Here is a 12,994-nt window from a genome sequence, read left to right on the forward strand (position 1 = left end):
GTGGGGCTGGGCGATTGTCGCGTCGTCTGTGGTGGATCGTCGGCTGTGTGTCGCGTCAGCTGGTTGGGTGTGGGGCTGGGCGATTGTCGCGTCGTCTGTGGTGGATCGTCGGCTGTGTGTCGCGTCAGCTGGTTGGGTGTGGGGCTGGGCGATTGTCGCGTCGTCCGTGGTGGACTGCCGGATGTGAGCTGCATCGGCTCGCCGGGCGCCGGGCTGCGCGACCGTCGCGTCGCCGCCGGGGTGGCCCGGTGGGGCTGCGACCGTGGCGTCCGACTTCGCGAGCGCGAGGTGGCGGGCGGGCTGTGGCGCGGCGAGAGTCGCGTCCGCGTCGGCTGCGCTCGCGATGGCGTGGCCGCCGTTCGCGGGCGCACCGGCGACCGTCAGCGTGCGCGCGGCGTCGGCGCTGAGCACCCGCTGGTCGAAGACGCGCACGATGTGGGCGTGATCGAGCTGGGCCATCGTGCGCGGGGCGCCCGCCCGGCCCGCCGAGAACCGGACGGCGACCAGCCGCTGCATGGAACGCTGCCTGGCCAGGAAGACGCGGCCCAGCAGCCCGGCGCCCAGATCGGTGAGCAGGTCGAAGTCGTCGATTCGCAGACCGGGGGCGAGGTCGGCCAGCGCGGCGACGGCTTCGCTCGATTCGGCGTTCGTCCCCGCGTCGTCGGCGAAATCGGCGAGACGTTCGCGTATCGCGCCGGCGCGCTCCGGATATTCGGCGAGGAAGTCCTTCAGCGGCAGCGATCGGAGTTCACGGCGCGCCAGGAATTCTTCGCACAGCAGATCGACCAGTTCCGGGCTGTCCGCCATTTCGGGGAATTCCTCGCGGTACTCCGCGATCCGTTTGCCGAGCCCCTCGTGTTCCCAGCGCCGCCGCAGATCCACCCGGATCAGGTCGACGAGCACCGCCAAGCGAACCTGTGTGCCGTCGGGTACGTAGTCGCGGATCTGCGGTGGCAGCCGGTCGCCGTGGATGCTGCGCTGCCAGTCGGCGGAGAACCGGGCGACGGCATGGGTGCGGGGCAAGCTCACGTGGTGGTCTCCGCAGCGGTCTTGTTCGCTTGGGCGGACCTGCCCTCCGAGGACCCCGTTACGGCGGATTCGGGATCGACCACCCGTTCCAGCGCCCGCAGATCCGCTTCCAGCGCACGGAAGATCAGATAGGTCCCCACGAACGCGATTATGCCGCCCACGCACAGCAGCCGGACCGCGAAGATGACCGACGGGATGTCGGACGGGGGCAGGAAGGTCACCCCGGCGACCGCGAGCAGCGGCACCGAGGCGGCGACCGCGAGGTAGCCGTTGCAGCGCCGGTCCAGGCCGCGCAGCCACACCGCGTCCTCAGGGCTGATGTCCCCGTGCCGGAGGAACAGCGGATAGACGCACCGCACCATGTAGAAGGTCAGCAGGAAGAAGGGATAAGCGACCGCCATCGCACCGCACACCACCAGTGACGAGAAGAAGTGCACCACGGAGCGCGTCGGTATCCCTCCGGTCGACACTTGCAGCGCGATCAGGAAGATCGGCCCGGCCAGCACCCACAGCGAGAAGGCCACGGCCACGGCCCGGTCGCCCATCAGCAGCGCGTCGCGTCGGGCACGCCGCAGGGTTTCCGGGTCGTATCGTCGCCCCTTGCGCAGGCCGCGCGGCACCGTCAGCACGTATCTCGCCATGTACAGCACGAGCGCGATTCCGGTCGGGAAGAAGATCGCGTTCACGGCGCCGGTGATGACGAGGAAGGTCTGCTGGGCTTCCTCGGTCATCCGGCTGATGATCAGGTGTTGGTTGTGCTGGATGTTGTAGAGCGAGGCGAGCACGTTCGGCAGCGCCATGGCCGCCAGCGACACCGGGACGATGTGCGGGCGCAGCCGCCGCCGCCAGCTGTTCGGCGCTGGGTCGACCAGCTCGCGGGCGCGGGCGTCCTGGCACATCTCCAGCTGCCTGGCCAGGATGGTGCCACTGGACCAGCGGTCGTCTCGGTCCGGGGCGAGACAGGTCCGCAGTACGCGGCACAAGGCGGCGGGGCAGTCGGCCGGGACCCGCGCCAACGCGGCCTCGTTCACGCCGGCGCTGCGCCGCTCCAGCATGGCCTCCAGTGCGGTGTCGTCGCCTTGGTTGCCCGCGCCCGCCGTCCGGTCGTCGAACGGCTTCGCGCCGGTGAGCAACTCCCACAGCACCACGCCCAGCGAATAGATGTCGGCACGGGTGTCCAGGTCGGCGGCGCTGCGGCCGAAGCTGGGATGGCAGGCCTCCAGCTGTTCCGGCGACATGTAGGCCAGTGAACCGCCGAAGTAGGCCACCGGGCTGGTGCCCTCCACGTTGCGGCTGAAGCTGATGTTGAAGTCGGCCAGCTTCGGCACGCCCTCGGCGGTGAGCAGGACGTTGGCCGGTTTCACGTCGCGGTGCAGCACGCCGTGCGAGGAGGCGTAGTCCAGCGCCTCGGCCAGCCTGCGACCCAGCCAGGCCACCGTCTCCGGCCAGCTCAGCTTCGCGATCTCGGCGCGCACGCTGGAATCGGTCGGCCGGATCTCGCCCTTCTCCTCCATGGCAGCGTCCACGGCGTCCAGCAGGAGCCGCCCGCTGCGCTCGGCGGGCGGGGTGGCGCGCACCCAGCGCAACACCCCCAGCAGCGTGCCACCGGGGAGGAACTGCATGTAGAGCAGTCGCAGCCTGCGTGCGGCGCCCTCGGCGTCGTCGAGCAGCCGCTGGTCGAAGACCCGCACGATGTAGTCGTGGTCGAGCTGGGCCAGCGTCTGCGGCTCGGTGCCGTGGTCCAAGGAGATCTTGACCGCGACCAGCCGTTGCAGCGAGCGCTGCCGGGCCAGGAAGACCCGGGCGAAAGCGCCGCTGCCCAGACCGGTCAGCAGATCGAAGTCATCGATGCGCTGACCGATCTCGATGCGGTCGAGCGGGTCGGAGCGGCCCGGCCCGGTCCCGATCGTCGTGGGCGCGGCGGTGGCCGTGCCCGTCAGATCGGCGGCGGTCGTTCTGGTCACCTCGGAATCACGAAGAGACTCGGCGGTTCGGTTCAATGCGGTGTCGGCGAGGACCGATCCGGTATGCGCCAACACGGTCCGGGAAGAATCCTCGGTAGTCGCGCGGCGGGTGCTCTGATCGATGTCGTCGGTGTTCAACAACTCGCGCAGTTGCTCGGCCTGACGCGGATATTCGCGCAGGCATTCGCGCGGATCCACTCGCTCGCCGCTCTGGCGGCGGATGACGAACTCCTCGTACACCAGACCGGCCGGAATATCGTCGGACGCGAGTTCGGGAAATTCGGCGCAGTAATCGGCCAAACGCAGCCGCGTGGCCGGTTCCGGCACGGTGCTCGTGGCCGTCGCCGGGCGACGCAACCAGCGATGGCGCAAGTCGACGCGGATCAGCTCGAGCAATGCCTCGCGACGCAATGTGGTGGCGTCGGGTAGGTAATCGGCGATCGTCGGCGGGCGCCGGGTCGATTTCCATGCCGCCGAGAACGCCGCTACCGCGTCGGATTCGGCATGCGACAACTCGCCACCCCTCGGACGGGTGGAAACACCTGTGTCGGGATCGGAACTTCTTCCAGAGTTCACACTCATGCTCGGACCTTGTGGCTCGGCGGACGCCGCGGAATCCGCATCGGTCGTTGTCGGATGGCCGGAAATTTCCGCCACACCCCACACCATCATCCCCCGTGCCGTATTCGAAATGATAACTTGCGGCACGACAGTGGATCACCCGATTTCGACAACGACGCGACGGGGGATGACCAGCACATGTCTGACGAGGCCGCAATGGTGGCGGACGGCTCGATATCGGCGGGACGCGCCGCGCCGCGAACAACCATTCCGAATGCGAAGACCAGCGAACCGGTCCTTATCCGACCGCTCGGGGCCGGCGCGGGCGTACGGCCGCAGAGCGCTCGGGAAGCCGAGGCCGGTCTCGAACGCGGTCCGGCCGCGACGATCGCGGCGTGCGTGCGAGACGGCCTGCTGCACCCCGGCCAGGTGGCCGCGGATGCCGGGACGCGGATCTCGGCGGCGGACCGCGAACGCACCGCGTTCAGCGTTGTCCGGGCCGAACAGGCGATGGCCGAGTCGGTCGGTCTGATGGAGCGCGACGACCTCGACGTACTCCCGCTGGCCGGTGTCCCGGTCGCGGTCGAACACGGCCTCCCGATCGCGGGCGAGCCGGTGCCGTGGGGCCCGGCAGCCGACGCGGATCATCCGGTGGTGGCCAGGCTGCGCGCGGCGGGCGCGGTGGTCGTTGGCCTCGTGACGGCGCCCGAGCTGAGCCGATGGGTGACCAGCGCGGGCACGGAACTGGTCGTCCGCAATCCGTGGAACCCCGCACGCAACGCGGGAAGCGCGGCTGGCGCCGCCGTCGCGGCCGGGCTGGTCCCGGTGGCACACGGCTGCGACGGCTTGGGCGCGGTGCGGGTCGCCGCCGCGTGCTGTGGCGTCTTCGGGATCAAGCCCGGGCAGTACACCGTCCCCGGTGCGGGCGCCTGGTCCGGATTGGTCGAAAGCGGTGTCCTCGCGACGAGCGTGGACGACGCCGCGTTGGCGCTGTCGGTGCTGGCGGCGCGGCCGGACCTAGCGGAGGTGGATCCACCCGCCCGACTACGGATCGGACTGGCCGTGGATCCACCTTCTCGCCTGACGCGCGTCGACCGGCACTGGACGGCCGCGGCCCGCAGAGCGGCCTCGCTGGCCGCGGCGGCAGGCCATCTCGTCGAACCGACCGCGCTACCGTACGGAAACGCGCTGTTCGCGGCATCCCTACGCTGGCTGGCCCTCGGTGCGCGCGATGCTCCCGCGCTACCCGAGCCCGACCAGCTATCCCGGAGAGCCCGGCATCGACTGGCCCTGGGCCGGACGGTGCATCGGTTACGGCTCGCGCGGCCCGCCCAGATCGACCGGGTCGAGGCGCGACTACTGGAGTTCTTCGAGCATTACGACGTGGTGATCACTCCCACGCTCGCCGCCCCGCCGCCCCCGGTGCGGGCCTGGCACTTCCGCAATCGGCCGGCCACGCTGCTCGCGGGCGCGCGATTCGCCCCCTTCACTCCGCTGTGGAATCTGGTCGGCTGGCCGGCCGCATCCGTCCCCATGGGCGAGCATCCCCGGTCGGGTACGCCGGTGGCGGCCCAGCTCGCTGGGCCGCCAGGCAGCGAATCCACCCTGCTACGGCTGGCCGCGCAACTGGAGGCCCACTATCCGTGGCAGCGCACGGCGCCCGCAACCACGGCGGGCCGATTCAGACGCTGACCGGCGATTGCTGCGCGGCGAATCCGCCGTCGACGGCCCGGCCCGCGAACTCGAGGATGGTCGGCCGGTTGTCGTCGGCCCGCCACGCCACGGCCAGCTCGCACGGTGCGAGCCCCGACACAGGACGCGCGGTCAGCCCCGGCCAGCGGTACATCGGCACGTTGTTCTCGGCGAGCAGGCACACGCCGAGGCCGAGGCTCACGGCTTCCAGCTTGTCCTCGGCGGTCGCGGCCTCGGCGCCGATCTTCGGCGGACGGCCGGCGCGTCCGTCGTTGCCGAGCCAGAAATCGCGCACCGCACCGGCTTCGGTGGGCAGCGCGACGAACGGTTCGTCGAGCAGATCGGCGAACTCGATGGTCTCCGAGACGGCCAGCGGGTGGTTCTCCGGAAGCAGTACCCACCGCGGTTCGGTGCGCAGCACCTGCCAGCGATAGCGGCTCTGGTCCGGCAGCGGCAGCCAGACCAGAGCGAGGTCGGCCTGGCGCCCGGCGAGCCCGCTGGAGGGGTCGGTCCATGAAGCGGCGTGCAGTGCGAGGCGATGCCCGCTCGCGCTCTCCAGATCGCTGAGCAGACCGCGACCCAGCGCGGATTGGATGCCGACGCGCAACACCTCGCCCGCCTCCTGGAGCGAGACGTTGGTGACCTCCCACAGCTCCAAGATCTTGCGGGCGCCTTCGAGCAGCTCCTTGCCCGCGACGGTCAGTGCGACACTGCGCTGGTTGCGGTCGAACAGGACCACGTCGAGCTGACGTTCCAGCTGACGGATCTGACGCGACAGGGTGGGTTGAGCGATGTGCAGCCGCTGAGCGGCGTTGGTGAAGTGCAGTTCCTCAGCGACGGCGACGAAATACCGCAGGTCGCGCAAATGCGGGTCCATAGCCCCTTGCTATCAGAATCAGTCCGGAATTTCCAGGCTTATCAGGCCGAAAAGTTCGGATACGGGTGCCGAAACAGTCGGCAGGTTTGTTAGGGACAGCATATTGCCTGTGATGGTGTTGCGCATCAACCGGTTGGCGAATTCTCGGCATGCGCGCAGCTGTTGCCCTCCTGCTGTCATAGTTGGGCAGTTGACCAGCACGAATGAGGTCATTGCCGGAGGGTCAATGGCGGATTGTGGACATCCCTGCGGGCGCCGATCACCGGCTGAGAATTTGCCCCTGACCGTCTGGTCGATGTAATCGAGACCTCGCGTGATTTTCCTCACATGACGGTGGGTGAAGGGCGCTCGCTGTGCGTCCGCTGTACAAAGCGAGGCGCCGCGACCGAGACGAATCCCGGCCGCGGCGCCTCGGCTCAGCGCTGTGTCTCACACCCCGCGGGCGCGCTCCTCGTAGGCCTTGCGCTTGTCCGCGTCGACGTCGGCGAGGAAGGCGCGGCCGGACCCGAGTGCCCGGCCGATGCCGTCCCCGAGCGCTTCCGGCAGCAGCCCGACGAACTGGGAGATGAATCCGGCCACCGCGGTCACCCTGACCTTCGACTTCGGCGCGACGATCAGCTTCGCGACGGCGTCGGCGATCTCCTCCGGTTCGGCGGCGCGCATCAGCTTGGGCGCGGTGACGCCGGAGCCCAATTCGGTGTTGGTCAGCGTGGGCAGCACCGAGGAGAAGCGCACGCCGGTGCCGCGGTACTCCTCCCGCAGCGTGTCGGTGAATCCCAGCACCGCGTGCTTGCTGGCGTTGTAGGTGGCCAGACCCGGGATGTGGGCCTCACCGGCCAGCGAGGCGATGTTGATGATGTGCCCGCTGCCGCGCGGCAGCATCCGGCGCAGCGCCAGTTTGGAGCCCAGGATCACGCCATAAACGTTGATGTCCAGGATGCGCCTGGTCAGCGGATCCGGCTCGTCCACAAGCTTGCCGGTCGGCATGATGCCCGCGTTGTTGATCAGCACGTCGATCGGGCCGAGGGTGCGCTCCACCTCGTCCAGGAACCCGTCGAACGAATCCTGATCGGTCACATCGAGCCTGCCGTAGAGCTCGAAGCCGCGTGCCGTGCCCGACTCCTTGACCGTGGTCTCGTCGATGTCGCCGATCGCGATCTGCGCGCCGAGGGCTTGCAGCGCGGTCGCGGTGGCGAGCCCGATGCCGCGGGCGCCGCCGGTGATGACGACGACCTTGCCGCGGATCTGCTTCGCGTCGGTCACTTGTCGTCTCCCTTCAGCTTCAGCAGGGCCGGAAGGTCGAGGCGGCGCAGGCCGCGCGCCCCCGCCGCACGCATCGCGCCGAGTGCGAACAGCAACTTCGGCATCGAGTACGGGTACCAGAACAGTTCCTTCTGCTGGGTCGGCAGGATCGGCGTGGTGATCGCCTGCTGACGGCAGTACTTGCGCACACCGTTCGCGCCGCCCCAGCGGGCGCCGACACCGGACAGGCCCCAGCCGCCCATCGGCAGGGCATAGCTGAACAGGTTGGCGAAGACGTCGTTGATGTTGACCGCACCGGCGTTGAGTTGCCGGGCGATCCGCTCGCCCCGCTCCTTGTCGCCGGTCCACACCGACGCCGAGAGGCCGTAGACGGAGTCGTTGGCCAGCCGTACCGCCTCGGACTCGTCGGCCACCTTCATCACCGGCAGCGTCGGGCCGAAGGTCTCCTCGGTGACGCAGGACATGGAGTGATCGACGTCCACCAGCACGGTCGGCTCGAAGGCGGTGCCGAATCCGGCCCGCTTGCCGCCGGTGAGGACCTTGGCGCCCGCCGCGACGGCCTCCTCGACGTGGCGTTGCACGATCGCCACCTGGTTCTCGTTGGCCAGCGCTCCCACGTCGTATTTGGAATCGCGCCCGTCCAGGCCCTGGCGCAGCGCCTTGACGTTGGCGGTGAGCTTGGTGACGAACTCGTCGTACACCGGTGCCTCGACGTACACCCGCTCCACCGAGATGCAGACCTGGCCGGAGTTGAACATGCCGCCGAAGGCGATGCCGTGCGCGGCGCGCTCGAGGTCGGCGTCGGCCAAGACGATGGCCGGGTCCTTGCCGCCCAGTTCCAGGCTGTAGGGCACCATCCGTTCCACGCAGGCGGCGGCGATCTTGCGGCCGGTCGCGGTCGAGCCGGTGAACTGGATGTAGTCGGCGTTGCCGACCACGGCCGCTCCGGTCGCGCCCGCGCCGGTGACCACCGCGAAAACCGGCGGCGCGCCGATCTCGGCCCAGCCCTTGGCCAGTTCGAGCGCCGAGAGCGGGGTCACCTCGGAGGGCTTGAGGATGACGGCCGCCCCGGCGGCGAGCGCGGGGAAGACGTCCATCACCGGCATGGCCAGCGGGAAATTCCACGGTGTGATGACGCCGACCACCGGATAGGGCCGGTAGACCGTGGTCAGCCGCTTGACGCGGGCCAGCGGGCTGTGCGGCGAGGGGTGATCGTCGGCCAGGAACTTCGCCGCGCGGCGGGCGTAGTAGCCGATCAGATCGGTCGCGAAACCGGGGTCGATCAGGGCGTCCACCCGGGGCTTCGCGGTTTCCGACTGCAATACGGTGGCCAGCCGGTCGGTGTTGTCGATCAACCAGTCCTGGAACTTCAGCAGCCAGACCTTGCGTCCTTCGGGGCCGATCGCCTCCCATTCCGGCTGATACAGCCGCAGTTCGCGGACCGCGGACGCGACCGCGTCCGCGGTCTCGTCCGGCACCGTGCCGACGACCTCGCCCGTGCCGGGATTGCGCACCTCGATGACGGCGGGACCGTCCTTCTTCGCGGTCGTTTCGCGTGCCTGCGCCTCGGTCGCGGGCGCTGGTTCGGTGTTGGTCACTGCTGTTCTCCCACTGACGTTGTGTTGAACCGCGGTCTGCTGACTGCTGTGAGGCAGGCCACTGAACTATGATCGTGACACAATCCGAACCAAGTTTCTTGGCCCGGATTGTCAAGGAAAACAGGCAAATTTGTTTTCTTGGTACAAAGAATGGCTCAGTGTCCGCCGAGTCGAAGGAGAGCGCGATGACCGGTGGTCCGCCGCGGGGCGGCGCGGTCCGGCCGAGCCCGGCTCCCGACGAAGTTCGCGACTGGCTGGCCGAATACGTCTACGAGACGACCCGCGCGGAAGTCTTGGAGCGGATCGTCACCCGGCTCGACGACGTGATCATCGCGCGCATCCCCGAACTCGCCGATCGCGATATGCGCCGCGACCTCGCGGCCAGCACCCGGGCGCACGCCAGGATCGTGCTCAGCCGCCTGGCCAGCGACGCCTTCGAGTTCTCGCTGCCGGAGGAGGCGCACGCGTTCGCGCGCAGCGTGGCCCGGCGCGGCTTCGAGCTGCGGCTGCTGCTGCGGGTCTATCACGTGGGCATGGAGGCGGTGCTGGACTACATGACCGAGGTCGTCGAGCAGCGGCAGGCCACGCCGGAACTCGAGCGCGTGGTGCTGCTGCGGCTGTTCGAGCGGGCCACGAAGTGGATCAGCACCTCGGTCGAGTTGCTCACCGACACCTACATGGAGGAGCGCGAGCAGGTCTTGCGCGCCGCGCTCAACCGGCGCGCCGAGACGGTGCGCGCCTTGCTGGACGGCGACGACGTGGATGTCGAGCAGGCGTCGGTGCGGCTGGGATACCGCCTGTCACAGCGGCACCTGGCCTTCGTGCTGTGGACCGACGAGCCGACCGGCGAGGCCAGCGGTGCGGACGCGGAGGCGACCGGGCTGCTGGATCGGGTCGCGGCGCGGCTCGCCGCGGCACTGGGCAGCGCGCGCGTGCTCACCGTTGCGTCCGGTGCCAGCGCGATGTGGGCGTGGGCGGGTACGGACGACGGAGAACACGGTGCCGAACTCGCGGCGCCGGGCGAAGTGGAGCGGCTGGCCGCGGTGCAGGTGGAGGCGCCGGTGCGGGTGGCGTTCGGCGTGCCCGCCGGGGGGATCGCGGGCTTCCGCCGCAGTCATCGTGAGGCGGTCGCCGCGCGGCAGGTCGCCGAGCGCGCGCCCGCGGGCGGCCCTCGGGTCACGGGCTATCGAACGGTGGAGATCGCCTATCTCGCCGGCGCGGACGAAGCGGCCATGCGCGGGCTGGTCGAGCGGGAACTAGGCGCACTGGCCGGGCGGGACGCGCACGCCGCGCGGCTGCGCGAGACGCTGCACGCCTATCTGCGCAGCCAACGCAGCCCGGAGGCCACCGCGAAAGTACTCGGTGTGCACAAGAACACGGTCCGCTACCGCGTGCAGCGGATCGAACAACTACTGGGATATCCGATCGAAGAGCGTGGCCTGCCGCTGGAGATCGCGCTGGTGTGCGTCGCCGTCTACGGCACGGACGCCCTGCCCTGAACCGCCGGCTAGTCGCCCACGGCTTCGCGGGCGGCGATGCGGCGCAGCGGTGGCTCGGTGGGCGGCGCAACCCTCCGGTCGGGTAACTCGGCGAGCAAGGTGGTGGTCGCCTCTGCGATGGCCGCGACGGCCTTGTCGACGGCCGCTTTGGTGGTCGAGCTCAGGCCGGACACGCCACCGACCTTGCGCACGTACTGCAGTGCGGCGGCATAGATTTCCTGCTCGGTTGCGGCAGGTTCCAGACCACGCAGGACGGTGATGTTTCTACACATGCGAGCACACTAGCCCCAGATCACGACACGCGTCAGGGCAAGAAGTCACCGAGGCCGAAATCGATTCGCCCGCTGGACGCCCCCGGGTCCGCGGCGGCGACATCGGCGCCATCCACGAATACCGCGCGTCGGCCGCGCGGGATGGGGAACAATCGGGGCATGTCTTCGCGCGGTGTACCCACCTTGACGACCTTTCCGTACGCGGAGCTGGACGAGCGGGAGGAAGACCATTGGTCCGGCGCCGCGGTATCCGACAACGAATTGCGGGCGTTGGCCCTCGGCGCCTTCTACTCGGCGCGCTGGGACGCGTTCCACGACGCGCTGCTGCTCGGCCCGGAACGAGCGCATCCGCTCGGCGATCGGCGCGAGCTGGCCATCGATACGCTCACCGGTGCGTGGGGCATCACCGACGGCACCGAGGCGCAGGCGTCGATGGAGCAGTTGCTCGACGGCATGCACGCCCCGCTCTACGCGCTGGTGCACCCGCTGGTGACGGCCTCGATCAACGCCAGCGAGCGCGATCGGTTCGGTGAGCGCGCCGACCGGCACCGGGCGTTCCTGCGGCAGGTCGGCGCGTTTCGGGGGATGGACAATCCGGAGGCGCTGGTCCGCGACTACGACATCTGGTCGCAGGCGATCAAGATCGGATTCACCGACCATCTGACGCGGCCGCTGCCCAGCGACATCCACGCCTGGGATCTGGCCCGGGTGGTCGCGGTGGCCAGGATGGCCTACACGGCCGGGTACCTCGATGCCGACGTGGCCTGGAGCTATCTGGCGCGCGCACTGCCGCTGGCGCAGAGCAAGTACCGCAACTGGCGTCAGTTCGGCGACGCCTATCTCACCGGCTGGACCTATTGGCAGGCCTGTGAGGACCTGGCGGAGCTGAAGAACGGCGGTGTCGACCGCCGCAAGGAGTTGCTGCGACTGTGGCTGCGCCCGACCAGCCCGTGGCGGCGGATCGCGCTGAACTCAGTTCCCGTCGGGGAGTGAGCGCAGGATCCCGCGACCGTAGCGCTGGAACTGGGCGTCGTCGACCATGCCGAGGGAGTGCCGCTCGACCAGCAGTTCCCACTCCGAGTACAACTGGGCCACACCGGGATCGGCGGAACCCGCGGCGCCGTCGGCGGACTCCCGGCGCACCGCGAAGTTCACCGCGCAGGTGACCCGATCGGTGTCGGAGCGGTCGGCGCCCGAGAAATGCAGCGTCCGGCTGCCGTCGTGCACCTCGATGCCCGTCGCGCCGCGTCCGGGACCGATCTCGCCGCGGCCCGCGGCCGGGGTGTCGGTGACCCGGGCCCACACGACCACCGGAATCGGAAGTTCGTGCGCGTAACGGCCGTCGCCGATGGCGATGAACAGCAGCCGCGCCGTGGTCGCGGCGAGCAGGCCGGAACCGTTGCCCGCCGGCGGGTGCGCGACCACGATCGCGGTCTCCAGGACGTACTCGTCCGGCGTCACGTAACGATGCAGAGCCGCTATCGCCTGCTTCGCGTCGCGGCGCGGGGACATCCTGCGCGTCGCCCGCTCCACGTCAGCGCGGATGGGACCGCCGCGCCCCCAGGTGGGCGCGGGCGGGCACAGATCCGGCGCCGCGACGTCGATGCGCTGGGTGGCCATGATCTGTGTATTGAGCCGGTCGACGATCTCGGTGGCCGCCGGAACGTCGTGTTCGGCGATCAGGACCGGCAGCGGGGTGCGGTCCGCGGGCACGCCGGTGAGCACGGGCGTCGGGTAGCGCAGATAGATCTCGATGACGACCGCGTCGTCCGCGCGCCGGTTCAGCCGGACCTTCAGCAGGTCGGAGACCGGGACATCGAGCACGCGCTCGCCGTCGGACCCGGGTCGCAGAACGATCAGCCTGCCGCCGCCGTGACGCAGTATCGCTGTGGGTGTCCGTAACTCGACTATGTCCATACCCCCTGCGCTCGTGTCTGGTCTGCGGCGCTCCCGGGGCCTTCGTGGTTTGCGAGCTACCGCCTACGTGCCCGTCGCTCGCGCCGCGATGTTGTGTCGTCGCTCACGATAGGCCGAACATGCCATGATTGTTGCCACTTGGAGGAAGCCGGACCGGAGACATCGGGAACCACCGTCGTTCCCCGGCCGTTTACCTCGTACTGCACCTGCAGCCGAACTGTGCGATGTATCGAGTAGACCGTACGCGGTAACGTGGCTTGTCCGCATCCGAACCCCGCGGAACCGGACGCGCCAGATGCATCGCTAGGCAAGAACCGGAGAC

10 protein-coding genes and 1 pseudogene are annotated in these 12,994 nt (G+C 69.5%); 3 read left to right on the plus strand and 8 right to left on the minus strand.

Going from position 1 to position 12,994, the window contains the following annotated elements; translation table 11 throughout:
* Positions 1–1,029 (minus strand): annotated as a pseudogene (locus tag ACGF7Y_RS15930) (hypothetical protein); the annotation flags it as partial.
* Positions 1,026–3,575, minus strand: a complete 2,550-nt coding sequence (locus ACGF7Y_RS15935; protein WP_393234174.1) for a serine/threonine-protein kinase — start codon at positions 3,573–3,575, stop codon at positions 1,026–1,028. The pseudogene ACGF7Y_RS15930 and the gene ACGF7Y_RS15935, both read right to left, overlap by 4 nt.
* A 177-nt stretch (positions 3,576–3,752) precedes the next feature.
* Between ACGF7Y_RS15935 and ACGF7Y_RS15940 the strand changes: the two genes are divergently transcribed.
* Positions 3,753–5,246 carry an amidase family protein gene (locus tag ACGF7Y_RS15940; protein WP_393234176.1) on the plus strand — a complete coding sequence of 498 codons (1,494 nt, stop codon included), beginning with the start codon at positions 3,753–3,755 and terminating at the stop codon, positions 5,244–5,246.
* On the opposite strand, the gene ACGF7Y_RS15945 is transcribed toward ACGF7Y_RS15940, so the two are convergent.
* From ACGF7Y_RS15945 to ACGF7Y_RS15960, 4 genes are all read right to left on the minus strand, one after another.
* Positions 5,236–6,123 carry a LysR substrate-binding domain-containing protein gene (locus tag ACGF7Y_RS15945; RefSeq protein ID WP_357043713.1) on the minus strand — a complete coding sequence of 296 codons (888 nt, stop codon included), beginning with the start codon at positions 6,121–6,123 and terminating at the stop codon, positions 5,236–5,238. The two genes, ACGF7Y_RS15940 and ACGF7Y_RS15945, sit on opposite strands and share 11 nt — an antisense overlap.
* A gap of 18 nt (positions 6,124–6,141) precedes the next feature.
* Positions 6,142–6,336 (minus strand): hypothetical protein, encoded by a 195-nt coding sequence (locus ACGF7Y_RS15950; RefSeq protein ID WP_393234179.1) that lies wholly within the window; start codon positions 6,334–6,336, stop codon positions 6,142–6,144.
* 216 nt (positions 6,337–6,552) lie between these two features.
* Entirely contained in the window at positions 6,553–7,386 is an 834-nt protein-coding gene (locus tag ACGF7Y_RS15955) for an SDR family oxidoreductase (protein ID WP_393234181.1), read from the minus strand.
* Entirely contained in the window at positions 7,383–8,984 is a 1,602-nt protein-coding gene (locus ACGF7Y_RS15960) for an aldehyde dehydrogenase family protein (RefSeq protein ID WP_393234184.1), read from the minus strand. Before ACGF7Y_RS15960 ends, ACGF7Y_RS15955 begins: the two co-directional genes overlap by 4 nt.
* 185 nt (positions 8,985–9,169) lie before the next feature.
* Between ACGF7Y_RS15960 and ACGF7Y_RS15965 the strand changes: the two genes are divergently transcribed.
* Complete coding sequence (locus tag ACGF7Y_RS15965; RefSeq protein WP_393234187.1) at positions 9,170–10,483, plus strand: PucR family transcriptional regulator; 1,314 nt, start codon at positions 9,170–9,172, stop codon at positions 10,481–10,483.
* A gap of 8 nt (positions 10,484–10,491) precedes the next feature.
* On the opposite strand, the gene ACGF7Y_RS15970 is transcribed toward ACGF7Y_RS15965, so the two are convergent.
* Entirely contained in the window at positions 10,492–10,755 is a 264-nt protein-coding gene (locus ACGF7Y_RS15970) for a DUF2277 domain-containing protein (RefSeq protein WP_040864529.1), read from the minus strand.
* A 159-nt stretch (positions 10,756–10,914) separates the two neighbouring features.
* On the opposite strand from ACGF7Y_RS15970, the gene ACGF7Y_RS15975 reads away from it, so the two are divergent.
* Positions 10,915–11,748 carry a DUF1266 domain-containing protein gene (locus ACGF7Y_RS15975; RefSeq protein WP_393234190.1) on the plus strand — a complete coding sequence of 278 codons (834 nt, stop codon included), beginning with the start codon at positions 10,915–10,917 and terminating at the stop codon, positions 11,746–11,748.
* Here the strand turns inward: ACGF7Y_RS15975 and ACGF7Y_RS15980 are convergent.
* Positions 11,728–12,672, minus strand: coding sequence for a hypothetical protein (locus tag ACGF7Y_RS15980; protein ID WP_393234192.1), 945 nt, complete (start codon positions 12,670–12,672; stop codon positions 11,728–11,730). The genes ACGF7Y_RS15975 and ACGF7Y_RS15980 overlap by 21 nt on opposite strands.
* Positions 12,673–12,994 lie beyond the last annotated feature (322 nt).

The sequence above is a fragment of the Nocardia sp. NPDC047654 genome (assembly GCF_043205035.1).
Lineage (GTDB): Bacteria > Actinomycetota > Actinomycetes > Mycobacteriales > Mycobacteriaceae > Nocardia.